The following is a 26449-nucleotide window of genomic DNA, read 5'->3' on the forward strand; positions in this document are numbered from 1 at the left end:
GCCCCGGGGCGAGGCCGCCCACGGGGGTCAGCCGACGAGGCCCGCAGGGAGGTCCCGGGAGTGCGTGACGTGCAGATAGCGGGTCGGCCGGGTCATCGCGACGTACAGGTCTGACGCGCCGCCGGGCCCGTCGACGAGGGCAGCCGGTTCTTCGAGCACGACGGCGTCGAACTCGAGCCCCTTGACCTCGCGGGCGGAGGCGACCACCAGACCGTCACCTGCGGACTCAGCCGCGGGGATCTCCCGGAGCATCTTCTCGACGTCGGCCACCTCCGCGGCCGGCACGACGACCGCGACCTGTCCCGCGCCGCCCGAGCGGATGTCGGCGAGCAGCCCGACAGCGATCTCCACGGTGTGCGCACGCACCTCGTCTGCCGCGAGCCTGTGGACCGTGAGGGCGGCCGGGACCTCGCGCGCGGACGTGAGCCTCGAGACGGGCAGCCCGGCCTCGACGGCCATGCGCTGCGCGGCCGACGCGATCTCCTCGGGCGTGCGGTAGTTGACGGTGAGCTCGGTCAGGCGCCAGGAGTCGCGCAGCAGCGGCGTGAGCGTCGCGTCCCACGAGCGGGCCCCAGCGGGCGAGGACGTCTGGGCCACGTCTCCGACGATGGTCATCGACCGCGTCGGGCAGCGGCGCACCAGCATCCGCCAGGCCATCGCAGACAGCTCTTGGGCCTCGTCGACGACCAGGTGCGCGAAGGTCCAGCTGCGGTCCTTCTCCGCACGCTCTGCGGTCGTCAGGTAGGGACCAGAGGTCGCGAACCTGTCGGCGAGAGCCTCGGCGCTCACCATGCCGTTCCCGCCCGAGCCCTCGAGCACCTGACGGGCGTACTCGAGCCGCTCCTCACGCTGCTCCGCGTCCTGGCGCGCCTGCGCCCGGGCCACCTGGTCGTCCTCGCCGAGCAGCTCGGCAGCCTCGTCGAGGATCGGCACGTCGGCCTCGGTCCACGGCGAGCCCGGGGCCCGCACGAGTGCGGCCCTGTCGGCTGCTGAGAGCTCGGGGGCGGCCTCGGCGAGCCTGTGCGGCTTGGCGTAGAGGTCCTCGACCAGCTTCTGGGGCGACATCGGCATCCACGCGAGGTTGAGCGCGACCCGGATCTCCTTCGTGCTGCGCAGCTCTTCCAGGATCTCGCCGCGCTCGTCCGACTCGACCGAATAGCTCAGCTGCTCGGTGTACTGCGCCGCGAGACGGTTGAGCATCTCGCGGACGAAGGTCACCCGCGCGAGGTTGTGCGGCTTGCGGTGACGCCGCGCCTTCGCGATGGCGTCACGGATGTCGCGCCGCCGGATCACGAGGTCGTATCCGTCGACGCGCACCCTGGTGTCCTGCGCGGGGACGCGCTCGCGTGCGCTCACCGCGCGCCTGACGATCGCGCCGAAGACCGAGCGTCCCTTGATCTCGGCGACCTTCGGGTCCTCGGTCCCGCGCGCCTCGATCCCGGGCAGGATGTCGGCGATCGTCGTGCTCACGACCCCGGTCTCGCCGAGCGAGGGGAGCACCTGGTCGATGTACCGCAAGAACGACTGGCTCGGGCCGACGAGCAGCACACCCGAGCGCTCGAGCAGACGACGGTGGGCGTAGAGCAGGTAGGCCGCGCGGTGCAGGGCGACAGCGGTCTTCCCCGTGCCGGGGCCACCCTGGACCACGAGGGCACCCTGCAGGTCGGAGCGGATGATGGTGTCCTGCTCGGCCTGGATGGTCGCGACGATGTCGCCCATGCGCCCTGTGCGCCCCGCAGACAGTGCCGCGAGCAGCGCGCCCTCGCCCGAGAGGTTGAGGTCCGAGGCGGCGTCACCCGAGAGGTCGAGGACCTCGTCCTCGAGACCCGTGACGCGACGACCCGACGTCACGAGGTGCCGGCGGCGCAGCACACCGTCGCGCTGGGCCGCCGTCGCCCTGTAGAAGGCCTGGGCCGCAGGGGCACGCCAGTCCGTGAGGATCGAGGAGTGCTGCTCGTCGGTCAGCCCGATGCGCCCGATGTACCGGGTGGTCTCGTCGTCGAAGTCGAGCCGGCCGAAGCACAGCCTGTCCTCGACGGCGTCCAGCAGCGCGGCCCGGTCTTCGTAGAGCGTCGCGAAGGCGTCGCGCTCGCTGCGGTTCTGGGGGGACCCGCTCGGTCCGGACCGGCGCACCTCGGCGAGGCGCTCGCGCGTGACGGCGCGCAGCTCGTCCAGCCGTGCGTAGAGGACGTCGAGGGTGTCCTGCTCGACCCTGATCTCGTCGGGCTGCTCGGTCACGCTGGTCCTTCCCTCGCGGGGGTACGGAGATGAGATGGCGACTGGAGGCTGCTGGTGCCGCAGTCCCACGTTCGCGACCGTCCATTATTGCTGATCGTGGCACCCCGACGCGCCGCGCAGATGGGCCGGGAGGGCCGTGGCGACTAAGATCAGCGGATATTCGTCTGGGGGGAGGAGTGCGGTGAGCGTGAGAGACGGGTCGACCGGCGAGACCGCCCCGGTCCGGGTGCTCATCGTCGACGACGACGACGGCGACGCGATGCTGGTCGAAGAGCTCTTCGCCGACAGCGCCCTCGAGGTGACCCTCGACCGCGCGCGATCGATCGACGAGGCCCTCGGTCGGCTCGACGTCGACTGCGTCCTCCTCGACCTGGGCCTCCCCGACGCGACAGGCCTCTCGGGCGTCGAGCGCATCAACGCGACGGGGACCAGCGCAGCGCTCGTGGTCCTCACCGGCATGACCAGCTCTGACCTCGGTGTCGACGCCGTCGCAGCAGGGGCCCAGGACTACCTCGTCAAGCACGAGGTCGACCCCGACCTCCTCGCCAGGTCGGTCCGCTACGCCGTCCAGCGCCGGCTCTCCGACGAGCAGGCACGGACGATCTACAAGAGCTCGGTCCGGGCCCGCGAGACCGCCCGCCTCGAGCGTGCGCTGCTGCCCACACCCTCGATCGTCGACCCACGGCTCTCCGTCCTCGTCGGCTACCTGCCCGGGGGAGACGGCCTGCTCGGAGGTGACTTCTACGACGTCGTCGAGCGCGCCGACGGCACGCTCGCCTGCATCATCGGCGACGTCGCCGGCCACGGACCCGACGAGGCTGCCCTCGGAGCCACCCTGCGCACCGCCTGGCGGACCCTCGTCCTGGCCGAGATCGACCCCGAGCGCATCCTCCCGCTGCTCGAGCGCGTCATGCTCGACGAGCGCTCGCGGCCCGAGACCTTCACGACGCTCTGCCAGCTGGTCATCTCGGCCGACAGGTCGTCGGCCGAGCTCTACCTCGCCGGTCACCACGCGCCCATCCTCGTCTCCGAGCAGTCCCGTGCCATCGAGCCGACCCACCGCGGCCGTGCCCTCGGCATCCCTGTCGACTCGCCCTGGAAGTCCCAGCGGCTCGAGCTCGCCGGCAGCTGGTGGCTCATGCTCTACACCGACGGTCTGCTCGAGGCCACGGTCCGCGACCCCGGCGACGACCAGGACCGTCCCCACGACGCCGACCGCCGAGACCGCGGCGGGCGCTCGCGGATCGGCATCGACGGGCTCCTCGCCGCCGTGAGCGCCGAGTTCCGCGACGGCACAGAGGAGCTCGTCGAGCGCATCTTGCGCACCGTCCATGCCGTGCACGGTGGACGCCTCGTCGACGACGCGGCCGTGCTGATCCTCGGCTGGCCCGGCTGCGACGCCGGGCACGGGCAGCGGTCCGCGACCCTGGCCGACTCGGAGGAGTGGAGTTGAGGCGTCGCACCCCTGAGCGGCGGGCAGGATCGACGCTGCGCCGTCAGCTCGGCGTGACCGTCGTCAGTGCCGGCGCGGTCTTGCTGGTGATCCTGCTGTACGCCGTCTACTCCCTGCTCCAGGTGGTCCACTACCAGAACAGGGTCACCGACATCTACGCGAGCGCGATCTCCTACTCCGACGGGCTCACCTCACGGATCGGTGACATCGGCTCGGCCGTCGACGCCTACCTGCAGTCGGGTGTCGACTCGGCGCTCGGCTCCTACAGGACCGCCGACACCGAGGCTGCCCGAGCCATCCGGACGGCGTTCCTCGAGGACTACGGCCCCGACTCTGAGGTGGTCGTCGCGCTCGACAGGACGCTCGGCCTCGTCGCGACCTGGCGCTCTCAGTTCGCGGACCCTGCCGTCGCCGAGGTCTCGGTCGAAGGACCCGGCGCCGTCAGCGACGCGACGGTCGAACGCGGCGAGCGGCTGCTCGCCGACGCCCGCGACGCGGCCCTCGACCTCGAGACCGTCCTCGAGACGGGCCGCGAGGAGGCCTCCGACGCCCTCGCTGCCTGGACGCGCAACCTCTTCCTCGCCGTCGTCGTGCTCGCGGGTGCAGCCGTGGTCGTGGCTGTCGGGACGTGGCGGACGCTGCGCCGACGGGTCCTCGAGCCTCTCGCCGACCTCGCGGCCAAGGCGGAGGCGGTGAGCACCGGCGAGCTCGACCTGCCGGTGCGGACCGAAGGGCCTGGCGAGATCGCCTCCCTCGCGCACGCCGTCGACGCGATGCGGGTCGAGCTCGTGGCACGGATGGCCTCCGAGGCCCGCTCCCGGGCCGAGATCGCCGAGGCGCACGAGCAGGTGCTCGAGCAGGCCGAAGAGCTCCGACGCTCGAACCGGGACCTCGAGCAGTTCGCCTACGTCGCCTCGCACGACCTCCAGGAGCCGCTGCGCAAGGTCGCGAGCTTCACCCAGCTGCTGCAGAAGCGCTACGGCGGTGAGCTCGACGAGCGCGCAGACCAGTACATCGAGTTCGCGGTCGACGGTGCCAAGCGGATGCAACGACTCATCCAGGACCTGCTCGGCTTCTCGCGCGTCGGGCGGTCGGCGGGCGAGGCCGTCGAGGTCGACCTCGTCGAGGCCTGCGCGACGGCGGTCACGACCTTGGACGCCGCCGTCGAGGAGTCGGGCGGCCAGGTCGAGGTCGGCGACCTCCCCGTGGTCCTCGGGCAGCAGACGCTCCTCGTCCAGCTCTTCCAGAACCTCGTCGGCAACGCGCTGAAGTTCAGGCACCCCGACAGGACGCCCCACGTCATCCTCGGGGCTGTGCGCCGCGAGGACGCCTGGGAGCTGTGGTGCTCCGACAACGGCATCGGGATCGACCAGCAGTATGCCGACAGGGTCTTCGTGATCTTCCAGCGGCTGCACGCCAAGGACGCCTACGAGGGCACGGGCATCGGCCTCGCGCTGTGCAAGAAGATCGTCGAGTTCCACGGCGGTGAGATCTGGCTCGACACCGACGTCTCGCAGGGCACGACGATCCGCTGGACGCTGCCAGACCCCCGCGAGGTAGGCTCTGCGGGGCCCGAGGACCAGTCCCAGGCCGAGGGTGCTGACGGCACCACGCCCGCGACGACGACCGCAGGGACGGGCGACCTGCCCGGACCAGGACAGCACGACGAGGAGAGCTCATGACCGTGGCACCCGGAGTGATCGAGGTCCTGCTGGTCGAAGACGACCCGGGCGACGTCCTCATGACGCGCGAGGCCTTCGAGCACAACAAGGTGGCCAACCGGCTCTCAGTCGTCAACGACGGCGTCACCGCGATGGACTTCTTGCGCAAGCGCGGTGAGTACGCGGACGCCGTGACGCCCGACCTCATCCTGCTCGACCTCAACCTGCCGCGCATGGACGGCCGAGAGGTCCTCGCCGAGCTCAAGGAAGACCCCGAGCTCCGCCGCATCCCCGTCGTCGTGCTCACGACCTCCGAGGCCGAGGAAGACGTCGCGCGCAGCTATTCGCTCTACGCCAACGCCTTCGTCACCAAGCCCGTCGACTTCGAGAGGTTCATCGAGGTCGTCCGGCAGATCGACGACTTCTTCGTGACCGTCGTCAGGCTGCCCTCGCGCTGATCGGTCCCGGACCCTGCGGAGAGCTGCACCGACGACCGGAGGTCGTGGTCTGGCCTGCGGGAAGAAACTCCGGCGCGGCGGTGTTCTGGTCCTCAGACGACGTTCGTGACGTCACCGGTCAGGCCTGAGCCTGGTGGTGCGTCGAGGCTGACAGGAGGCCCACCATGCTCGATCCGCAGGAGCTCTACACGGTCGACGCCACAGTCGAGTCCGCCCTCCGGCTCTCGCCGGACGAGGCGGGGACCGGGCCCGTGCTCGTCAACGCGCTGCGCGGGTTCGTCGACGCCGGGCACGTCGGGCAGATCACGCTCGAGCACATCCTCGACCTCGGCGAGACGACCCGCCTGGTCACCTTCGACGCGGACCAGCTGGTCGACTACAGGTCGAAGCGGCCCACCATCGTCTTCGACACCCAGCGCTGGACCGAGTACTCGGGCCCGAGCATCGCGATCGACGTCGCACGAGACCGCGAGGGGACGACCTTCCTCGTGCTCCACGGCAACGAGCCCGACGTCCAGTGGGAACGCTTCGTCGAGGCCGTCCTGTCCCTCGTCGACAGGTTCCGGGTCTCGCTGACCGTGGGCACGTACGGCATCCCGATGGGCATCCCGCACACCCGTCTGCTGTCCGCGACACCGCACGCCTCGCGCGACGAGCTGATCCCCGACGCCTCGCCGTGGTTCGGGCGCGTCACAGTCCCGGCGACCGCGGCGAACCTGCTCGAGCTCAGGCTCTCGGAGCGCGGCCACGACACCGTGGGCTACGCCGTCCACGTGCCGCACTACCTGGCCCAGTCCACCTACCCGCCCGCAGCCCTGGTGGCCCTCGACAAGCTCGAGTCCGCGACCGGGCTGGACCTGGACCTCGAGACCCTCGAGGAGGCGGCGACCGAGGCTCGTGCCGAGGTCGTGCGTCAGGTCGCCGAGTCCCCCGAGATCGCGGAGGTCGTCCGAGGGCTCGAGGAGCAGTACGACGCCTTCACCATCTCGGCCGAGCGCCAGAGCCTGCTCGCCGACACCGCAGAGATCCCGACCGCCGACGAGATCGGCGAAGAGCTAGAGCGCTTCCTCGCCCAGCAGGGTCCCGACGGGCAGTCGTCCTGACCTGAGCCCGGCACCACCAGCACGGCCCGGTCGCCATCACCTCTGGAGGGGATGGCGACCGGGCCGTGCTGCGTCAGGCGGGCGGTGCGGGGTCGATGAGAGGGACCGCTGTCCCCGCGAAGCGTGACACCTCGTCCGGGCCGCAGAGGATGTGCGCCGGGACCGCAAGACTGCGCAGTGCACGCGCAAGGCCCGCGCTGGCGAGGCCGTCCCCGTCGCGAGGGCCGCCCGGAGCCGTCGCGGCGAGCACGATGTTGCCGTACCGGCGCGCCTTGAGCACCGCGGGCTCGGTGATCAGGGCGAGGTCGTCGTCGGTGCGGGGGACGCTGTCCGTCGCGACGCTGTCCAGCGCCGCACGGATCGTGGCGACCTCGGCACGGGCTGTGGACAGCGGAGGCTTGTCGGCGCAGTTCACGAGGTACAGGCCTCCTGGACGCAGGACGCGCAGCACGTCGACGACGAACTCGACGGTCAGCAGGTGACCCGGCGTGCTGTCGCCGGCGAACACGTCTCGGACGACGACGTCGACGCTCGAGGTCGCGAGCGTGGCCAGCTGCTCCCGGGCGTCGCCGGCGCGCAGGCGCAGACGGGGTGAGCGGGGGAGGTCGAACCACGACCGCGCGAGCTCCAGCAGCCGGGCGTCGATGTCGATGCCGATCTGGCGTGAACCGGGCCGGCGGGCGTCGACCGACCGGGCCATCGCGCAGCCTGCGGCCCCGAGGTGGACCACGTCGAGCGGCCCCTCGGTCCTGTCGTCGAGGACCGCCGACATGATCTCCATGTACTCGAAGCCCACGTTGGTCGGGTCGTCGAGATCGATGAAGGAGCTCGGGACGCCGTTGAGCATGACGGTGATGGACCTGTGGTCGTCGCGGTCGAGGACGAGCTCGACGGTTCCCGAGGACGTCTCGACGGGCCCTGCGGGCAGGTCAGGCTGCCCGGTCTGTGTCAGTGGTCCGGAGGAGGATGAGCGGCGTGAGGTTCGGCGTGCCATCCCGCAAGCCTAGGCGGGCGGGAGGGGACCGGCGGAGCACCGAGAGGCGACCACCTCTTGACTTCGTTCGAACAGGTGTTCGATACTTGAGCAAGGAGGTTCGACATGGCAGCGACACGGATGACCGCAGCGACATCAGGAGCACGCGCTCTGGGGACGGCTTCAGCGGGCGCGTCGCGATCAGCACGCCACGGTCGGCCCACCCGAGCTCCGCACGCCGTCTCGGCAGCACCTGTCTCCGCTGAGGCTGCGGGTCTGACCTCGGCTCTGCGTCGCCAGGCTGCCAGCGACCTCTTGGACCGTGCTGACGCCGAGCTCGTGGCCGCACAGCTGGCCACCGATGCCGCTGAGCGGTTCACCCACGCGCACATGGCGGCGCTGAGGGTCTCGGGTGCCGTCCTCGCGGTCCTCGGCACCCGGCCGCCGCGCGGACGCACGCGCAGCGCGTGGGAGCGTCTCTCGGCGGCCTCCGACGACTTCGTCCCGTGGGCGTCGTTCTTCGCCTCCGGGGCGCACCTGCGCTCCTCGATCGACGCCGGCCGGTTCGACGCCGTCGACGAAGAGGGGGCTGCTCGCTGGGTCGCCGCCGCGGAGGACTTCCGCGACGAGGTCGGCGCCTGGGTCGACGACGCCGAGGTCCCGCTCGCGCGCAGCGGCATGCTCGTCGACGGTCCGGTGAGCGCATGAGCAAGGGTCCGCGGTCGACGACAGTCCCGCGTGACCTCGGCGAGAAAGACTCGGACTGCTCGATCCTCCACGTCGACATGGATGCGTTCTTCGCCTCGGTCGAGGTGGCTCGTCGGCCTGAGCTCAAGGGGCGCCCGGTGATCGTCGGTGGCTCGGACCGGTCCGTAGTCCTGGCTGCGACCTACGAGGCGCGAGCCTTCGGCGTGCACTCGGCCATGCCCGCGGCCACAGCACGTCGCCTCTGCCCGCAGGCTGTCTTCATCCAGCCCGACAGGACGGCGTACCACGACGCCTCGACGGCTGTCATGGAGATCCTCGGCGAGGTCACGACCCTCGTCGAGCCCGTCAGCATCGACGAGGCCTTCCTCGACGTCGAGGGTGCCCGACGTCGACTGGGCTCGTCGAGCGAGATCGCCCGGAAGATCAGAGCGAGGGTCTACCGCGAGCTGGGTCTGACCTGCTCCGTCGGCGTGGCCTCGACCAAGTTCGTCGCGAAGCTGGCGTCGACCCACGCGAAGCCTGACGGCATGATGCTCGTCCCGCGCGAGTCGACGGTCCGGTTCTTGCACTCCCTGCCCGTGGGTGCGCTGTGGGGCGTGGGGGAGAAGACCGAGAAGAACCTCGCCGCGTGGGGCATCACGACGGTCGAGCAGCTCGCCAGGACTGATCCGCTCGTGCTGCGTCAGGCCGTCGGCACTGCTGCTGCCGCCCACCTGTTCGACCTGTCGTGGGGACGTGACCCGAGGCCTGTCGAGCCGACGCGTCGCGAGCGGAGCATCGGGGCCGAGACGACCTTCGGGCACGACGTGACCGACCTCAGCGTCGTCGAGTCCAAGCTCCTCGAGCTCTCTGACCGGTGTGCAGACAGGCTGCGGGCCCAGGGGTACCTCGCGCGGACCATAAGCGTGAAGGTGCGCTCGAGCGACTTCCGCACCCTGAGCCGTTCGAGGTCTCTCGTCTCGCCGACGGACAGCGTCCGTGAGATCTACGCGGTCGCCCGCGAGCTCGTCTCCTCGGTCGACCTCAAGGGCCTGCCGGTCCGGCTCGTGGGGGTCCGGGGCGAAGGTCTCGAGGCGCGGGGGAGCGCCGCTCTGCAGCTCACCCTCGAAGACGCCGTCGCGGGTGACACCGAGCAGCAGCGACTGGCTGACGCCGCGATCGACCAGGTGCGTCTGCGCTTCGGCCGTTCGGCCATCCGGCAGGCGGCGGTCGCCACGACTTCCTCACAGCGCTCGACTACCGTTGTGCCGGATGTCGAACTATCCTGAACTCTGACAAGGTCCGATCGAACAGTGCGGGGGTTGCGATGCCTCTGTCCGAATACGAGCAGCGTGTTCTGGAGCAGATGGAGCGAGAGCTCACGTCTGATGATCCGCGCCTTGCGACAAGTATGAAGACGACGTCCCAGCGGTCTTCGGTCCGCTATGTGATCGCGGGGGTAGGGCTGATCCTCGGTCTCCTCGCGCTGGTGATCGGTGTGGCACAGTCTGTGCCCGTCGTGGGAGTGGTCGGCTTCGCGGTGATGTTCGCCGCCGTCGCCTACGCCTTCGCCCAGCCGTCGAAGTCCAACGGCCCGGTCGGCGTGGTCTCGCCCGACGGGACCGTGAGACCGGCCGCGAAGCAGCAGAAGACCAAGCGCGGAGGCAAGGCCGGCAAGGCGCCCTTCATGCAGCGCATGGAAGAGCGATGGGACAAGCGCCGCGACGAGCAGTGACGCTCAAAGGCACCGCGGCCTAGATCGTAGGTCGGCAGATCTCTTCGCTCCGATGATCTAGCTCTCCACAGTCAGTACCTAGAGATCTTCTCCAGCGCGGGCTGGGCGTTCATACGCCCAGCCCGCGCTGTCGTGCTCCCGGAGCGCACTGGGGTGTCGAGCGACACGCGTCGGTGATCATCGCCGGGCGCTCCTCCACCTCGCTCCCCAGCGGCCCCCCACTTCGCTCCACCCTGACGCCCAGATGGCCTCGGCGACGCCGCCGATGCCTTCTCGCCCCCTGATCCAGGTCGATTCGCCCGCTCTGCACTACTTTGCTCGGTGGTCGCGGCGCTTGAATGCCGCTGGACGCGCCACCGGCGCACCCGCGCGCGCCGCGCCCTCCACATCCCTCCACCGCTGTGACCTGTGCTGATGCCGCGTCAAGGGTGAATTTTCTGTGATTGCCGCCGCGTGGTGGAGGGAAGTGGAGTACGGTGGAGCCACTTGGAGCAGCCGGGGGAGGCGTCGCAGTGACTGAACTGTTCGGCGCGTCGTCCACACTGCTCCTCGGGACGTACACCCCTCGTCTGGACGACAAGGGACGGTTGCTCCTCCCCGCGAAGTTCCGCGGTCAGCTCGCCCCAGGGCTGGTCATGACGCGTGGACAGGAGCGTTGCCTGTTCCTCTTGCCGATGGACGAGTTCCGTCGCATGTACGAGCAGATCCGACAGGCCCCGGTGACGAGCAAGCAGGCGCGCGACTACCTGCGTGTCTTCCTCTCCGGAGCCAGCGACGAGATGCCGGACAAGCAGGGCAGGATCTCGATCCCGGCGGCGCTGCGCGAGTATGCAGGGCTCGACCGGGAGGTCGCGGTGATCGGCGCAGGTACTCGCGTCGAGATCTGGGACGCAGCCGCGTGGGACACGTATCTGGCAGAGCAGGTCGCCGGGTACTCCGACACGGCCGAAGAGGTCGTGCCAGGCCTGAGGTTCTAGACGCACCACCGCTGGATGAGGCCTCCTCCCGCCCGGTCTGACGCACTTCCCCGGTGTCAGACGGTCGCGGAGGGAGACCTGATCCAGCAGGTGGGCACAGCAGCACATCACGACCGGCGGACGCCGGGCGCGCCGGACAGGTCGAGCACGACTCAGGACAGGAGGTCGCAGGGTGAGCGATCACGACACCGACGCCCCCGCTCCGGGCGACCCCGTCGACCGCGACGAGACGACTCTCTCAGAGACCACCGACATCGAGACCTCCCCCTCCGACCTGGCTGCCGGGGGAGCTGAGGCGCGTGAGACCTCGGACCGTCACCTCCCGGTCCTGCTCGACAGGTGCGTGGAGCTCCTCGCTCCGGCACTGTCGGCCCCGGGGGCCGTCTATGTCGACTGCACGCTCGGGATGGGCGGTCACACCGAGGCGATCCTCGAGAGGCTCCCCGAGGTCCGGATCATCGGCATCGACCGCGACCCGCAGGCGCTCGAGCTCGCCGGTGCGCGGCTCGCTCGCTTCGGTGACAGGTTCACCGGGGTCCACGCGGTGTACGACGAGATCGGCGAGGTGATCGCCGCCCAGGGGCTCACCGGGGTGCAGGGGATCCTCATGGACCTGGGTGTCTCCTCCCTGCAGATCGACGAGCGGGAGCGCGGCTTCTCCTACGCCCAGGACGCCCCGCTCGACATGCGGATGGACTCGACGGCCTCGCTCACGGCAGCCGACGTCCTCAACACCTACAGCGAGCGTGACCTCACCCGGATCTTGCGGGAGTACGGCGAAGAGCGGTTCGCCTCGAAGATCGCCCGGTCGATCGTCGCCAAGCGTGACGCGAAGCCGTGGGAGCGCTCGGCGGACCTGGTCGACCTCGTCCGCGCGTGCATCCCGGCGGCGACGCGCAAGGGCCAGGGCAACCCGGCCAAGCGCACGTTCCAGGCGCTGCGCATCGAGGTGAACGGCGAGCTAGAGGTCCTCGAGCGCGCTCTGCCGGCCGCTGTCGAGGCTCTTGCCGTCGGCGGACGGATCGTCGTCGAGTCCTACCACTCGCTCGAAGACCGGCTGACGAAGCGGGAGCTCGGCCGTGGCGCTGTCTCGAGCGCGCCACACGACCTCCCGGTCGAGCCTGAGTCTCACAAGCCTTACCTCTCGCTGCTCACCCGTGGCGCCGAGGAGGCCGACGAGGCCGAGCTCGAGCGCAACCCGCGGTCTGCCTCGGTGCGGCTGCGCGCCGCAGAACGGCTCCGGCCGACACCCCCTCACATGAAGACCAGGACGGAGCGCTGACCATGAGCACTGCACAGTCTGGGGCGGCACGCGCCCTCCCGGCACGGGATCTCCCGGCACCGTCTCTGCCGAGGCCCTCCGAGCGTCTGAGGCTCGTCCAGGCACCTGCCCAGACGCGCAGCCGCGCACCCTTCGTCCTGCTCTGCATCGGGCTCCTCGCGGCGGCGCTGCTGGGCACCCTCGTGATGAACACCGTCATGAACAACGAGGCCTACGCAGCCCGGGACATCCAGATCGAGATCGCCCGGGAGGCGGAGATCGCCGACCAGCTCGGCGAGCAGATCGACGCGCTGTCCTCGCCCCAGGCCCTGGCCGCCCGTGCGACCGAGCTGGGCATGGTCCAGAGCCCCAACCCGGGTGTGCTGCGGCTCTCCGACCTCATGATCTTCGGTGGTGCGAGCGGCGCAGGAGCAGCGCAGTGACGCGGTCGAAGGACTCTGACGGGCGCGACGAGCCGCAGGGCTCTCGCGCCGCCCGACCGACCTCCAGGTCTGGTGCTGCACCACGCTCGGCTTCGCCACGCTCGTCGGCACCACGCTCGTCAGCACCGAGGTCTCCCCGGTCCGGCGCAGACACCGAGAAGACTCCGCGTGCCGCGGGGGCGACCTCCCGCGGGGCGGCGCGCACCGGTCGGGACGCCACGACCGGCCGGACGCAGGCAGGCACGGGTCGCACGCCAGCAGGCGCGGGCCGTCCGCAGGGCGCAGCAGGCCGTCCGACCGCACGCCCCACCTCTCCCGGTGCCAGCCGCAGTGCCAAGGACTCAGGTCAGGCTGACGGTTCGGCCAAGGCCACCTCCGCTGACCGTCCCGCCGCACGACCCGTCCGCGGTGCCCGCCCGGCCGCTCAGGCGGCTGGCTCGGGCACGCCGCGCCCGGCGAGGTCGTCCGACAGCGCTCCGCGCAGCGCAGGAGCGAGCCGCCCGGTGCGCGCCGCTGCGCCTGCGGCCCGGACCTCTGCGTCCGCCGGTCGCCCGGCTCGTGCTGCAGCACCCGCACGCACCCCACGCGGTGCCCGCGCTCGGATCGGCGCCGACCGCAGCCCTGCCCGACCTCGGGTCGGCGGCAGGCTCGACGCCGTCACGCAGCGCAGGCTCAGCCAGGCGCGTGTCGGCAACCCGCTGACGCGGGTGCGGGTGCTGTCGATCGCCGTGATCGCGACGCTCGCGCTCTTCTCCGGTCGTCTCGTCTACGTCCAGGCGTACCAGGGGGAGACTCTTGCGGCGCAGGCCCTCGAGGGGCGCATGAACACGACGACCATCCCGGCCGTCCGTGGTGAGATCACGGACGCCGACGGCAACGTGCTCGCCACCTCGGTCACGCGCTACGACGTGTTCGCCGACCAGGTCCTCATCGCCGACTGGACCCACACCGTCGACGGCGCGAGGGTCGGCGGACCCGTCGAGGCTGCCCGGCTGCTCGCACCGATCTTCGGAGAGCCCGAGGCCGAGCTCGCCGCCAAGCTCTCAGGCACGAGCAAGTACAAGATGCTCGAGCGTGACATGGCTCCCGAGACCTGGGACGCCATCAAAGAGCTCGGCATCTCGGGCATGTTCGCAGAGCAGGCTCCGCGCCGGTCCTACCCGGCGGGCACGACGGGTGGCAACCTCATCGGTTTTGTCGGTGCCGAGGGCACAGGCATGGCTGGCCTGGAGTACGCGCTCGACGAGCAGCTCGCCGGCGTCGCGGGCAGCCGGACCTACGAGCGTGGGCTCGGTGGGCACGCGATCCCGACAGGGGTCCAGTCCTCCAAGGCTGCTGTCCCCGGGACCGACGTGCGGACGACCCTGCGGATGGACCTCCAGTGGAAGGCCCAGGCCGCGATCGACGCGCAGGTCGCCAAGATGGGCGCGAGCGGTGGCTTCGTCGTCGTGATGGACGTCAAGACCGGAGAGATCTACGCCCTCGCAGACTCGGGCGCGATGGACCCCAACAAGCCGACGGGCTTCGGTGGCAGCAAGGCGATCTCGACGATCTTCGACCCGGGCTCGACGGCCAAGATCGTCACGATGGCTGCGGCCCTCGAGACGGGGGTCGCCACGCCGACCAGCCAGTACACCGTGCCGTACAACTACACGACCTCCAACGGGCAGACCTTCAAGGACTCCCACGAGCACGGCGACGAGCCCTGGACCCTCACGGGCATCCTCGCGGAGTCGTCGAACACCGGCACCGTGATGGTGGGCGAGCAGATCCCGAAGCAGGTCCGCCACGACTACCTCACCAAGTTCGGCTTCGGAGAGAAGACCGGCATCGAGCTCGCCGGCGAAGAGCGCGGGCTGCTCGCCGACGCCGACGCGTGGGACGGGAGGACGCAGTACACCGTCCTCTTCGGGCAGGGCATGGCAGCGACAGCCCTGCAGGCCACCAACGTCTTCGCGACCATGGCCAACGGCGGGGTCCGCAACACCCCGCACCTGGTGGCAGGGACCACGGGCGCCGACGGCGTCTACACGCCGAGCCCGCTGGCCGACCCGGTCCAGGCCGTCTCGCCCGAGACTGCCGGCACCGTGCTGAAGATGATGGAGTCCGCTGTCCTCGAGGGCACGGGCGAGAACGCAGAGATCGCCGGCTACAGGGTGGCCGGGAAGACCGGGACAGCCCAGATCCCCGGCGCCGACGGAAAGCTCGACGCCTACCTCGCCTCCTTCGTCGGCGTCGCGCCCGTCGACGACCCACGCCTCGCCGTCGGGGTGTTCATCGAGAACCCGACGGCCACGGAGTACGCGAAGTTCGGCGGGGTGTCCGCCGCCCCGGTGTTCTCCGACGTCACGTCCTTCGCGCTGCAGCAGCTCGGCGTGGTGCCCTCGGGCTCGACGCCCGAGCTCTACCCCACCACCTGGTGAACCGTGGGCACCGAGGCAGACCGCCCCGGTGCCCGGAAGGTTCCCGCGATAGATTGGCCCCCATGACTTCCGCCCCCGGATCGCTGCGGCCTGCCTCCGTGCAGCCGCGAACTCTCGGCGACCTCGCCGTCGCCGTCTCGGGCTCGGTCGACCCGGCCGACCGCGACCTCCCCGTCACCGGCGTGGTCCTCGGCAGCGTCGAGGCCCAGCCTGGCGACCTCTTCGTCGCGGTCCCCGGAGCCCGGTCGCACGGTGCCCGGTACGCGCAGGCGGCGCTCGACGCCGGTGCCGTCGCGGTGCTGACCGACGCAGCAGGCCTGGACATCCTCCGCGCCGAGCAGACCGCCGTCGGGGAGCCCTCGCACCAGCGCCCCGTGCCTGTCGTCCTCCTCCCGGCGGGCAGCGACCCGCAGCGGGCAGCGGGAGCGGCGGCGGCCTTCTTCTACGACCACCCCTCCACGGCGCTCACGAGCTTCGGCGTGACCGGGACGAACGGGAAGACCACCACGACCTACCTGCTCGACCACCTCCTGACGGCGCTCGGGCGCACCGTCGGGCTGGTCGGGACCGTCGAGACCCGCTCCGGTTCTCGGGTGCTCCCCAGCCGCCTGACCACACCCGACGCCGCGAGCCTGCAGGCTGTGCTCGCGACCATGCGCGAAGACGGGGTCGACGTCCTCGCGATGGAGGTCTCCTCGCACTCGATCAGCCAGCGCCGGGTCGACGGCCTGCACTTCGACGTCGTCGGCTTCACCAACCTCAGCCAGGACCACCTCGACTTCCACGGCGACCTCGACAGGTACTTCGCGGCGAAGGCCGAGCTCTTCACGGCCGAGCGCGCGCGTCGTGGTGTCGTGGTGGTCGACGACGAGTGGGGCCAGCGGCTGGCTGCCACCGCAGACATCCCCGTGGTGACCCTGAGCGTCGGACGGCGCGGGACCCCCGTGGGGGACTGGTCGGTCCGGGACGTCCAGGAGGGCCCTGCGGGTACGACCTTCACCGTCGCCCACAGCGACGGACGCAGCATGCGCGTGCGCACGACGCTGCCCGGGTCCTTCAACATCGCCAACGCCGCTCTCGCCCTCGTCATGGTGGTCGAGTCCGGCGTCGACGTGGGCACTGTCACAGCCGCCCTGGAGGCCGCCGGGGGGATGTCCCCGGCCGTCCCTGGCAGGATGGAGCAGGTTGCCGACCGCCCCCGTGTGGTCGTCGACTTCGCCCACAACCCTGATGCTCTCGCGCTCGCCCTCGAGGCGCTCCGGCCCACGACGGCCGGCCGTCTGGTGGTCGTGTTCGGAGCCACGGGGGAGCGGGACACGACCAAGCGTCCCGTCATGGGACGGATCGCGGTCGAGGGTGCTGACGTGGTCGTCGTGACCGACGACGATCCTCACGCCGAAGAGCCCGCCGGGATCCGGACGCAGGTGCTCGACGGTGCCCGCGAGGCCGCCGCCGCTGCCCTCCCGGGCCGCGACGTCGACGTCCTCGAGGCGGCCCCGCGCGCCCTCGCGATCCGTGCCGCAGTCCTGGCTGCTGACGACGAGGACACGGTCCTGGTCGCCGGGCGAGGCCACGAGGTGTGGCAGGAGATCGACGGGGTGGACCACCCGCTCGACGACAGGGTGGAAGCACGCGCAGCGGTCGCCGACCGCGCGCAGCGAACGACGAAGGAGCACAGCGAGTGATCGATCTGACTGCCGCAGAGGTCGCGGACCTCACGGGAGGGAGGCTCGCCGCCCCGCCCACGACGCGGGTCGACGGCCCTACCGTCATCGACTCGCGCACGGTGTCCGCAGGTGCGCTCTTCGTCGCTCTCGCCGGAGACACCTCCGACGGGCACGACCACGCCGCCGGGGCGGTCGCCGACGGTGCCGCGCTGGTCCTCGCCAGCCGTGAGCTCGACGGCGTGCCGTCCGTCGTCGTCGACGACGTGCCACGGGCACTCGGTCTGCTGGCTGCGGAGCACCTGCGTCGCCTGCGGGCGGACGGGGCGCTCCAGGTCGTCGCCGTGACAGGCTCGGTCGGCAAGACGACCACCAAAGACCTCCTCGGGCACGTCCTGTCGGCGAGCGGGCCGACGGTCATGCCCCGCGCCTCGTTCAACAACGAGATCGGCCTGCCGCTGACGGTCCTCCAGGCCGACGCGCAGACCCGCTACCTGGTCCTCGAGATGGGCGCCTCCGCCCCCGGGGACCTCACCTACCTCACCGGCATCGCACCGCCCGACGTCTCGATCGTGCTCGCGGTCGGCTCGGCGCACCTCGGCGGCTTCGGCGGGATCGAGGGCGTCGCGAGGGCGAAGTCCGAGATCGTCACCGGGCTCGCCCCCGGAGGCGTCGCCGTGCTCAACGCCGACGACCTGCGCGTGGTCGCCATGCGCGACCTCGCCCCAGGGCGGGTCGTCACCTTCGGCACCGTCCGCGACGCCGACCTGCGCGCGACCGACGTGACCATCGACAGGCTCGGCCGTGTCTCGTGCACAGTCGCCGCGGGGGAGCGGACCGAGCATCTCTCCCTGCGCCTGGTCGGCGAGCACCACCTCACCAACGCCCTCGCGACCCTCGCCGCGGCCGTCGAGCTCGGGGTCGACCTCACCGAGGCCGCCGCGCTGGTCGGCTCGTCCGACCCGGCGAGCCCGCACCGGATGGCCGTGACCGACCGCGCCGACGGCGTGACGATCATCGACGACTCCTACAACGCGAACCCGGACTCGATGCGCGCGGCTCTCAAGGCCCTCGCCGTCGTGGCCGGGCGCGACCGTCGTTCGGTCGCCGTGCTCGGCGAGATGCTCGAGCTCGGACCTGACTCGCGTGACCAGCACGACGAGATCGGGCGCCTCGTCGTCCGCCTCAACATCAAGCTGCTCGTGGTCGTCGGAGCCGGCGCCTCGGGCCTCGCCGACGGAGCGACCCAGGAAGGCTCGTGGGGCAAGGAGGTCGTCGAGGTCGAGGACGTCGCCGCCGCCGAGCGCTTCCTTGCCGACGAGCTCCGCTCCGGTGACGTGGTCCTCGTGAAGTCGTCCAACGGCTCTGGTCTGTGGCGCCTGGGTGACTCCCTCACGGCGGTGACAGCATGATCGCCGTCCTCGCCTCCGTCTCCGTCTCGCTGCTCGTCGCGCTGCTCGGGACCCCACTGTTCATCAAGCTGCTCGTCAAGCGCAACTACGGCCAGTTCATCCGTCAGGACGGGCCCACAGCCCACTTCACCAAGCGCGGGACGCCCACCATGGGCGGTGTCGTGATCATCGGCGCGACGCTCGCCGGCTGGGCCGCGGCGTCGATCGTCTCAGGACGTCTGCCCTCGGTCTCCTCGGTCCTGGTGATCTTCCTCATGACGGGCCTTGGGCTCGTCGGCTTCCTCGACGACTACATCAAGATCTCCCGTCAGCGCAGCCTCGGTCTGTCCGCGCGGTGGAAGATCGTCGGTCAGGGGATCGTCGGGATCACCTTCGCCGTGCTGGCCCTGCAGTTCCCCAACGCGAACCTGCGGACCCCGGCGTCCACGAGCGTGTCGTTCATCCGTGACACGAACATCGACCTCGCCTTCGCGGGGGTGACCCTCGGCCTCATCCTCTTCGTGCTCTGGGCCAACCTCATCATCACCGCGTGGTCCAACGCCGTGAACCTCACCGACGGTCTCGACGGCCTCGCGACGGGCGTCTCGCTCATCGTCTTCGGCGGCTACGTCATCGTCTCGATCTGGCAGCTCAACCAGAACTGCCAGTTCGCGGGCTCGGTCGGCCCACGCTGCTACGAGGTCCGTGACCCCCTCGACCTCGCGATCGTCGCGGCCGCGATCATGGGTGCGTGCTTCGGCTTCCTCTGGTGGAACGCGTCGCCAGCCCAGATCTTCATGGGCGACACGGGCTCACTCGCCCTCGGTGGTGCGCTCGCCGGTCTGTCGATCCTCTCGCGCACCGAGCTGCTCGCGATCATCATGGGTGGCCTCTTCGTGCTCGTCGTCCTCTCGGACGTGATCCAGATCGGGTTCTTCAAGATGACCGGGAAGCGGGTCTTCAAGATGGCTCCGCTCCATCACCACTTCGAGCTGTCGGGGTGGGGTGAGGTGACGATCGTCATCAGGTTCTGGATCATCGCCGCGCTCTTCACCGCCCTCGGCCTCGGGATCTTCTACGCAGAGTGGGTCGTGGGTTGGGTCCGCTGACCGAGCTCGCGGTCCTCGTCGCCGGGCACGGCGTCACCGGCCGGGCCGTGGCCTCGGTGCTGCGCACGCGCGCCGCGCGGGTGGTCACGCTCGACGCAGGGGACCCCGAGGCCGACCTCGCATCCATCGGTGCCGAGGAGGTCGCGACCTTCGACGTCGTCGTCGCGTCGCCCGGGTGGCGCCCGACCTCGCAGGTCTTCGTCGACGCCGCTGCGGCGGGTGTCCCGGTCTGGAGCGAGGTCGAGCTGGCCTGGCGCCTGCGCGTGCCGTCCGCGGCGACCGGCGAGCCCGCGCCGTGGCTCGCCCTCACCGGCACCAACGGCAAGACGACCACCGTCGAGATGCTGCTCTCGATCCTCGAGGCCGACGGCCGCGCGGCGGCAGCCGTCGGCAACGTCGGACGCCCGCTCGTCGAGGCCGTGGTCGACCCGTCGCTCGAGGTCCTCGCGATCGAGCTCTCGAGCTTCCAGCTCCACTTCACCACGTCCATGTCGCCGCTGGCCGGCGCGGTGCTCAACGTCGCACCCGACCACCTGGACTGGCACGGGACCTTCGAGGAGTATGCCGCGGCGAAGGGCAAGGTCTACCACCAGGCCCAGGTCGCCTGCGTCTACAACGTCGAGGACCCCCTCACCGAGCAGCTCGTGCGCGACGCCGACGTCGTCGAGGGAGCGCGCGCCGTCGGTGTGACCGTCGGCGCCCCGGGGCGCTCCGGGGTCGGTCTCGTCGAGGGCGTGCTGTGCGACAGGGCCTTCCACGTCCCCGCGGACGACCCGCGTCGCCACGACAGCGCCGCCGAGCTCGGGTCGCTCGACGACCTCGCGCACCTGGCCGGTCCCGACGGGGCTGTGCCCTCCCACGTCGTCTTCGACGCCCTCGCCGCCGCGGCGCTGGCACGCGCCTACGGTGTCGACGCGGGCTCGGTCCGGGAGGGGCTGCGAGGCTTCAGGCCGGGCGCGCACCGCATCGCGACGGTCGCGCAGGTCCCCGCCGCGGGCGGCGCCGGGACCGTGGCCTTCGTGGACGACTCCAAGGCCACCAACGCCCACGCCGCCTCGGCCTCCCTCGGCGGCTTCGCGCCCGGGACCGTCGTGTGGGTCGCCGGTGGTCTGGCCAAGGGGGCGACCTTCGACGAGCTCGTCCGCACACGTGCCGACAGGCTCCGTGCTGTCGTGCTCATCGGCGCCGACAGGAGCGCCCTCCTCGACGCGCTCGGTCGACACGCGGGCGACGTCCCCGTGGTCGAGGTCGATCCTGGTGACACTGGGACGGTGATGCAGCGCGCGGTAGAGACCGCTCACGGACTGGCCCGGCCGGGTGACACGGTGCTGCTCGCCCCTGCCTGCGCCTCGATGGACCAGTTCGCGTCCTACGCCGCGCGCGGCGACGCCTTCGCCGAGCAGACCCGGCTCCTCCTCGGGCGGGTCGGAGACGGGCGATGACCAGCCCGAGCATCGAGCGCAAGGGCCAGACCGCCTCGGCGGTCCCTCGTCAGACCCTGCGAGACTCGTGGGCCTCCCACTGGGACAGCGCGGTCACGAGCTATTACCTCATGGTCGGCGCGAGCGCCCTGCTGCTCGTGCTCGGTCTGGTCATGGTGCTCTCGAGCTCGTCCGTCGACTCGCTCGCGGCCGGGGACTCCCCGTACAAGGTGTTCCTCAACCAGGCGCAGTTCGCGCTCATGGGCCTGCCGCTGATGATCGTCGCCTCGCGGATCCGTCCCGGCGGCTACCGCCGGATCGCGTGGCCGGCGCTGGCTGTGGCGATCTTCCTCCAGCTGCTGATCTTCACGCCGCTCGCGGTCGGCACCAAGGGAAACCTCAACTGGATCAGCCTCGGCCCGGGCCTGACCATCCAGCCCTCAGAGTTCTCCAAGGTGGCCCTCGCCGTGTGGCTCGGTGTGGTGCTGGCACGCAAGCAGGACCTGCTGCACGACTGGAAGCACGTGGCGATCCCGGCCGGACCGGCCGTGGGTGTCGTCGTCGGTCTCGTGATGGTCGGCAAGGACCTCGGGACAGCCCTCATCTTCGTCCTGCTCGTCGCGGGAGCCCTGTTCGTCGCGGGCGTGCCGATGCGGATCTTCACAGTCCTCGCCGTCGCCACGGCTGGCCTGGTCGCGATCGCGGCGAGCACGAGCAACCGCGCGGGGCGCATCTTCGCGATCTTCGGCGGGGAGACGGCCGACCCCTCGGGCATCGGCTACCAGACCCAGCGCGGCCTCGAGGCGCTCGGCTCGGGCGGCTTCGCCGGGGTCGGCCTCGGCGCGAGCCGCGAGAAGTGGTCGTACCTGCCTGAGGCGCACAACGACTTCATCTTCGCGGTGATCGGCGAAGAGCTCGGTCTGCTCGGGACCCTGCTGGTGCTGCTGCTCTTCGCGATCCTCGGGATCGCGATGGTGCGCATCATCCGTCGCCACCCCGAACCGATGGTCAAGATCACCACCGCTGCCATCGGCTGCTGGATCATCGGCCAGGCCCTCATCAACATCGGCGTGGTCATCGGGCTCGTCCCGGTGATCGGGGTCCCGCTGCCGCTGGTCTCGGCCGGTGGTTCGGCCCTGATCGCCACGATGCTGGCCCTCGGCATCGTCATCTCCTTCGCGCGCGACGAGCCCGGTGCCCGTGAGGCTCTCGCCGCCAGGTCGAGCGTCGTCCGCCGCTCGATCGCCGTCGTGGGCGGAGCCACCTGGCGCCGCGGCGGACGACCGACCACCTCTGACGACAAGTGAGAAGCACGTGCTGAAGTCTGTCCTGCTGGCCGGCGGCGGAACCGCCGGCCATGTCAACCCGTTGCTCGCCGTGGCCGACGAGGTCGCGCGCACGAGCCCCGGGGTCTCCATCACCGTGCTCGGCACCCGTGAGGGCCTCGAGGCCGAGCTGGTCCCGAGCCGCGGCTACCCGCTCGCGGTCGTCCCGAAGGTCCCGCTGCCCCGCCGCCCGAGCGCGGCATGGTTCCGGCTGCCCGGACGTCTGCGCGCGGCCGTCAAGGCTGCTGGCGACGCGATCGACTCGAGCGGCGCGCAGGTGGTCGTCGGCTTCGGGGGCTACGTCTCGACCCCGGCCTACCTGGCTGCTCGGCGTCGTGGCGTGCCCGTGGTGATCCACGAGCAGAACGCCCGTCCCGGCCTCGCGAACCGCCTCGGTGCTCGCTGGGCACGCGCGGTGGCTGTGACCTTCCCCTCGACTGCGCTCCAGGGCGCCGTCGTCACCGGGCTGCCGCTGCGCCGCGAGATCGCCGCCCTGGTCGAGGAGCGGGCGGCCGACGCCGCAGCCTCGCGCCGCTCCGCGGCCGAGCGACTCGGCCTCGACCCGAGCATGCCGGTCCTGGTGGTCACGGGCGGGTCCCTCGGCGCGCAGCGCCTCAACGAGACCATCTCTGCCCTCGCGGCCGAGATCACGTCGGCCGGTGTCCAGGTGCTCCACCTGACGGGGCGAGGCAAGTCCGAGCCCGTCGAGGCGGCGGTCGCCGGCCTCGCCGTCGACGGGGTGCCCCGCTACCTGGTCCGGGAGTACCTCGACGAGATGCACCTGGCCTATGCCGTCGCGGACCTCGTGGTCTGCCGCTCGGGCGCCGGGACCGTCTGCGAGCTCGCCGCGCTCGGTCTGCCGGCCGTCTATGTCCCGCTCCCCGTCGGCAACGGGGAGCAGCGGCTCAACGCAGCCGCCGTCGTCGAGGCCGGAGGAGGGCTGCTGGTCGCCGACGCCGACCTCACGGCGCCGTGGGTCCGCGCCGAGGTGCTGCCGCTCGTGGCCGATCCCGCCGCCCTGTCGCGGATGGCCGCAGCCGCGGCCGGTGTGGGCGTCCCGGATGCCGCGGCGGCCGTCGTCGCCCTCGTCGAGCGCGCTGCCGAGGAGGGTGGACGATGAGTACGTCGAGCACAGAGGGTCTGACCGTCGCCGACCTCGGGACAGTGCACCTCGTCGGGATCGGCGGGGCCGGCATGTCGGTCGTCGCGCAGCTCCTCGCCGCCCGCGGCGCGCGCGTGCAGGGGACCGACGCCCGCCGCAGCGCTGTCACCGACGCCCTCGTGGCCTCAGGCATCCAGGTGTGGGTCGGCCACGACGCAGCGCACGTCGCAGGGGCGCAGACCCTGGTGCTCTCGAGCGCGGTCCGCCCCGAGAACCCCGAGCTGGTCGCTGCACACGCTGCAGGCCTGAGGGTGCTGCACAGGTCGCAGGCCCTCGCGATCCTCATGTCAGGGTCCCGCGCCGTCGCGGTCGCAGGGGCGCACGGCAAGACGACCACCTCCGCGATGACCGCCGTCGTCCTGCGGGAGGCTGGTCTCGACCCCTCCTTCGCGATCGGCGGCTCGGTGCTGACCGAGACCGGCGCTGTCCCGGGTGGGCACTCGGGTTCCGGGGACGTCCTCGTCGCCGAGGCCGACGAGTCCGACGGCTCCTTCTTGGCCTACAGGCCCACGGTCGCCGTGGTGACCAACGTCGAGCCCGACCACCTCGACCACTACGGGACGCGCGAGGCCTTCGAGCAGGCCTTCGTCGAGTTCGCCGCGCACGTCGTGCCCGGTGGTGTCCTCGTGGCCTGCGCCGACGACGCCGGCGCTGCCGAGCTCGCGCGACGCCACGGCGCCGCAGGCGGAGCCGTCGTCACGTACGGGACCTCTGCAGGCTCGGACGCCCTCGTCTCCGGGTACAGGGTCGAAGACGACGGGACGAGCTCCTTCGAGGTGACGCTCGCCGGGAGGGCGGCCGACGCCGCCGCCGCGACCGGGGCTGCCTCGCTCACGGTCCGCCTCCGCGCGCCGGGTCTTCACAACGCGCTCAACGCCACGGCGGCGCTGCTCGTCGCGGTCCGCCTGGGTGTCGACCCGGCGGCAGCTGCTGCCGGGCTGTGGGCCTTCCGTGGCACAGGCCGCCGCTACGAGTCCCGTGGCACCGTCGGCGGCGTCCACGTGGTAGACGACTACGCGCACCACCCGACAGAGGTCGCCGCGCTGCTCCGCGCTGCTCGCGCCCTCGTGGGGGACGGACGGCTGCGCGTGCTGTTCCAGCCGCACCTGTTCTCCCGGACACGGATCTTCGCCCAGGAGTTCGCCGAGGCCCTCGACCTCGCCGACGACGTGGTCGTCTGCGACATCTATGCCGCCCGGGAAGACCCTGACCCCGCCGTCGGGCCCGGGCTGCTCGTCGAGCGGATGACCGGGACCGGTTCTGTCGTCGCCGACCGCACCGAGGGCGCCGCGACGCTCGCCGGACGGGCGCAGCCGGGGGACCTCGTGCTGACGGTCGGTGCCGGTGACGTCACGGAGATGGGTGCCGTGGTGCTCGACGTGCTGCGGACCCGGGTCGAGCAGGGCTCGCTCCCGGCGGAGGGCCCCGCGCAGGGCGCGCGCCCGGCCGAGGGAGCGGTGTGAGACCACCGTCGGCACCGCGTCCGCGTCCCCGGGCAGCCGGTGAGGAGCCCGACCGCGGCGCACCGGCCGGCAGCGTGGGAGACCGGGGAGCACAGGGCCGCCCCGTGACCAGCCGCCCGACCTCCGGCCGCGCGGCGCAGGGGAGCGAGAAGCGTCCCCCGAAGGCTGGCGGACCCGAGGCGCAGTCCCAGCAGCGCGGGCAGAGTCACGACGGCCCGGCGCAGGGGCGCGCTCCGCGACGGCGCCCCGCGGCTCCCGGTGCCTCCGGCACAGGCTCCCAGACCCAGGCCCGGACAGGGTCGGTGCGGGCGGCATCAGGTCAGCCGACCTCTGGTCGACCGTCGTCTGCTCGACCGGCGACAGGCCGGACCCCTCGGACCTCGGCACCGGCGTCAGGTGCGGGTACGTCGCGCCAGCCCGCACCGCAGCCCACAGGCCGTTCGGTCTCGTCGACTCCCCGCCCGCGACCGTCGACAGACGGCTCGACGACGCGCCCGGGCCCTGTACCCCCTCCGCCCTCGACCGGCGGAGGACCGTCGACCGGACGCACCCTGGTGCCCACGGGCCGCCGGGCAGGTTCCCGGGGCGCACGCCCGGAGACCGGCTCTCAGATCGCCGCACCGGTCTCCCGCCCCTCACCGGTCGTCGGCGCCCCCAAGGTCGCCGTCCTCTCGACCGGGATGGCCGAGCGCCTCGCCGAGCAGAAGTCGATGCGACGGCACAGGCTCGTCCGCAAGGTCGCCGCGTGGACCGTCGGTGTCGCGCTGCTCCTCGGTGGGTCCTGGGTCCTCTTCGCGTCGTCGTTGTTCGCCTTCGACCCGGACCATCTCGTGGTCGAGGGGAGCGGCACGACAGTGGACATGGCGGCTGTCGTGGCCGTGGTCGCCCAGCACGAGGGCACCTCGCTCGCGCTGCTGAGCACCTCCGACGTGCACGACGAGGTCATGGGCGTCCAGAACATCCGTGACGTATCCGTCGTGCGCCAGTGGCCGAGCGGCCTGTCGGTCCGGGTGGTGGCTCGTGAGCCTGTCGCGTCGGTGCCCGTCGAGGGCGGGTTCGCGCTGCTGGACCGTGACGCGGTGACGGTCTCGACGGTGCCCGAGGCGCCTGCCGAGCTGCCCGTCATCACCATCCCGCTCACGGGTGACGACACGCGCACCCTCGACGCCGCGCTGGCCGTCCTCGAGTCCTTGCCGCCCGAGCTCTCGGCCGAGGTCGGCTCGATCGCCGCCCAGACCCAGGACGCCGTGACGCTCACGCTGCGCAGCGGCGTGGTCGTGGAGTGGGGTGCGTCGTCGGACTCGGCGCTCAAGGTGCAGGTGCTCGCGACGCTGCGCGGCAACGAGGTGAGCGCGGGGTCCCAGGTGTTCGACGTGTCGGCACCGACCTTCCCGATCACCCGGTGAGGTGGGTCCGCACGCGAGGCGAGCCGTGCCAGGACAGCGCAGGACAGGACCGCGGCTGCTCATGAACGGGTCGCCGCGGCCGAAGAGAGAAAGTAT

The 26449-nt window shown here is 71.5% G+C and carries 21 protein-coding genes; 19 read left to right on the forward strand and 2 right to left on the reverse strand.

The window, feature by feature from the left end; genetic code table 11:
• Positions 1–27: 27 nt before the first annotated feature.
• A complete protein-coding gene (locus ASG53_RS06965; protein ID WP_056130165.1) occupies positions 28–2238 on the reverse strand; it encodes a HelD family protein in 2211 nt (736 codons plus the stop codon).
• 181 nt (positions 2239–2419) lie between these two features.
• On the opposite strand from ASG53_RS06965, the gene ASG53_RS06970 reads away from it, so the two are divergent.
• The 4 genes from ASG53_RS06970 to ASG53_RS06985 all read left to right on the forward strand — a co-directional run bounded on the left by ASG53_RS06970 (position 2420) and on the right by ASG53_RS06985 (position 6913).
• Positions 2420–3691, forward strand: coding sequence for a PP2C family protein-serine/threonine phosphatase (locus ASG53_RS06970; RefSeq protein WP_056130168.1), 1272 nt, complete (start codon positions 2420–2422; stop codon positions 3689–3691).
• Positions 3682–5373: a sensor histidine kinase gene (locus tag ASG53_RS06975; RefSeq protein ID WP_442983368.1), complete on the forward strand. Its 1692-nt coding sequence runs from the start codon at positions 3682–3684 to the stop codon at positions 5371–5373. Before ASG53_RS06970 ends, ASG53_RS06975 begins: the two co-directional genes overlap by 10 nt.
• Positions 5370–5810, forward strand: a complete 441-nt coding sequence (locus ASG53_RS06980) for a response regulator (RefSeq protein ID WP_012867279.1) — start codon at positions 5370–5372, stop codon at positions 5808–5810. The genes ASG53_RS06975 and ASG53_RS06980 overlap by 4 nt, the downstream gene beginning before the upstream one ends.
• A gap of 164 nt (positions 5811–5974) precedes the next feature.
• Positions 5975–6913, forward strand: coding sequence for a PAC2 family protein (locus tag ASG53_RS06985; protein WP_056130174.1), 939 nt, complete (start codon positions 5975–5977; stop codon positions 6911–6913).
• A gap of 73 nt (positions 6914–6986) precedes the next feature.
• On the opposite strand, the gene ASG53_RS06990 is transcribed toward ASG53_RS06985, so the two are convergent.
• Complete coding sequence (locus tag ASG53_RS06990; protein ID WP_056130178.1) at positions 6987–7907, reverse strand: spermidine synthase; 921 nt, start codon at positions 7905–7907, stop codon at positions 6987–6989.
• Positions 7908–8012: 105 nt separating this feature from the next.
• Between ASG53_RS06990 and ASG53_RS06995 the strand changes: the two genes are divergently transcribed.
• The 15 genes from ASG53_RS06995 to ASG53_RS07070 all read left to right on the forward strand — a co-directional run bounded on the left by ASG53_RS06995 (position 8013) and on the right by ASG53_RS07070 (position 26353).
• Positions 8013–8594 carry an SAV_6107 family HEPN domain-containing protein gene (locus ASG53_RS06995; RefSeq protein WP_235533853.1) on the forward strand — a complete coding sequence of 194 codons (582 nt, stop codon included), beginning with the start codon at positions 8013–8015 and terminating at the stop codon, positions 8592–8594.
• Entirely contained in the window at positions 8591–9862 is a 1272-nt protein-coding gene (gene dinB / locus ASG53_RS07000; RefSeq protein ID WP_056130181.1) for a DNA polymerase IV, read from the forward strand. The genes ASG53_RS06995 and dinB overlap by 4 nt, the downstream gene beginning before the upstream one ends.
• A gap of 38 nt (positions 9863–9900) precedes the next feature.
• Positions 9901–10308: a DUF3040 domain-containing protein gene (locus ASG53_RS07005; RefSeq protein WP_056130186.1), complete on the forward strand. Its 408-nt coding sequence runs from the start codon at positions 9901–9903 to the stop codon at positions 10306–10308.
• A gap of 542 nt (positions 10309–10850) precedes the next feature.
• A complete protein-coding gene (gene mraZ / locus ASG53_RS07010) occupies positions 10851–11285 on the forward strand; it encodes a division/cell wall cluster transcriptional repressor MraZ (RefSeq protein WP_056130901.1) in 435 nt (144 codons plus the stop codon).
• A gap of 274 nt (positions 11286–11559) precedes the next feature.
• Complete coding sequence (gene rsmH / locus ASG53_RS07015; protein ID WP_056130904.1) at positions 11560–12567, forward strand: 16S rRNA (cytosine(1402)-N(4))-methyltransferase RsmH; 1008 nt, start codon at positions 11560–11562, stop codon at positions 12565–12567.
• Between the two features lie 2 nt (positions 12568–12569).
• On the forward strand, positions 12570–12989 hold the full coding sequence (locus ASG53_RS07020) for a hypothetical protein (RefSeq protein WP_056130188.1): 420 nt from the start codon (positions 12570–12572) through the stop codon (positions 12987–12989).
• Positions 12990–13492: 503 nt separating this feature from the next.
• Positions 13493–15412 (forward strand): peptidoglycan D,D-transpeptidase FtsI family protein, encoded by a 1920-nt coding sequence (locus tag ASG53_RS07025; protein ID WP_156382688.1) that lies wholly within the window; start codon positions 13493–13495, stop codon positions 15410–15412.
• A 62-nt stretch (positions 15413–15474) separates the two neighbouring features.
• A complete protein-coding gene (locus ASG53_RS07030; RefSeq protein WP_056130191.1) occupies positions 15475–17097 on the forward strand; it encodes a UDP-N-acetylmuramoyl-L-alanyl-D-glutamate--2,6-diaminopimelate ligase in 1623 nt (540 codons plus the stop codon).
• The gene (locus ASG53_RS07035) at positions 17094–18488 is read left to right on the forward strand and encodes a UDP-N-acetylmuramoyl-tripeptide--D-alanyl-D-alanine ligase (protein WP_056130193.1); all 1395 of its coding nucleotides are present in this window, start codon (positions 17094–17096) and stop codon (positions 18486–18488) included. Before ASG53_RS07030 ends, ASG53_RS07035 begins: the two co-directional genes overlap by 4 nt.
• The gene (gene mraY / locus ASG53_RS07040; RefSeq protein ID WP_056130196.1) at positions 18485–19576 is read left to right on the forward strand and encodes a phospho-N-acetylmuramoyl-pentapeptide-transferase; all 1092 of its coding nucleotides are present in this window, start codon (positions 18485–18487) and stop codon (positions 19574–19576) included. The genes ASG53_RS07035 and mraY overlap by 4 nt, the downstream gene beginning before the upstream one ends.
• Positions 19564–21018 (forward strand): UDP-N-acetylmuramoyl-L-alanine--D-glutamate ligase, encoded by a 1455-nt coding sequence (gene murD, locus ASG53_RS07045; RefSeq protein WP_056130198.1) that lies wholly within the window; start codon positions 19564–19566, stop codon positions 21016–21018. The genes mraY and murD overlap by 13 nt, the downstream gene beginning before the upstream one ends.
• Positions 21015–22304 carry a putative lipid II flippase FtsW gene (ftsW, locus tag ASG53_RS07050; RefSeq protein WP_082543842.1) on the forward strand — a complete coding sequence of 430 codons (1290 nt, stop codon included), beginning with the start codon at positions 21015–21017 and terminating at the stop codon, positions 22302–22304. Before murD ends, ftsW begins: the two co-directional genes overlap by 4 nt.
• Positions 22305–22311: 7 nt before the next feature.
• Positions 22312–23442, forward strand: coding sequence for an undecaprenyldiphospho-muramoylpentapeptide beta-N-acetylglucosaminyltransferase (murG, locus tag ASG53_RS07055; protein ID WP_056130201.1), 1131 nt, complete (start codon positions 22312–22314; stop codon positions 23440–23442).
• Positions 23439–24947 carry a UDP-N-acetylmuramate--L-alanine ligase gene (gene murC / locus ASG53_RS07060; RefSeq protein WP_056130205.1) on the forward strand — a complete coding sequence of 503 codons (1509 nt, stop codon included), beginning with the start codon at positions 23439–23441 and terminating at the stop codon, positions 24945–24947. The genes murG and murC overlap by 4 nt, the downstream gene beginning before the upstream one ends.
• A 554-nt stretch (positions 24948–25501) precedes the next feature.
• Positions 25502–26353 (forward strand): cell division protein FtsQ/DivIB, encoded by an 852-nt coding sequence (locus tag ASG53_RS07070; RefSeq protein WP_056130212.1) that lies wholly within the window; start codon positions 25502–25504, stop codon positions 26351–26353.
• The last annotated feature ends 96 nt before the right edge of the window (positions 26354–26449 follow it).

It is taken from the genome of Sanguibacter sp. Leaf3 (assembly GCF_001425965.1).
GTDB lineage: Bacteria > Actinomycetota > Actinomycetes > Actinomycetales > Cellulomonadaceae > Sanguibacter > Sanguibacter inulinus.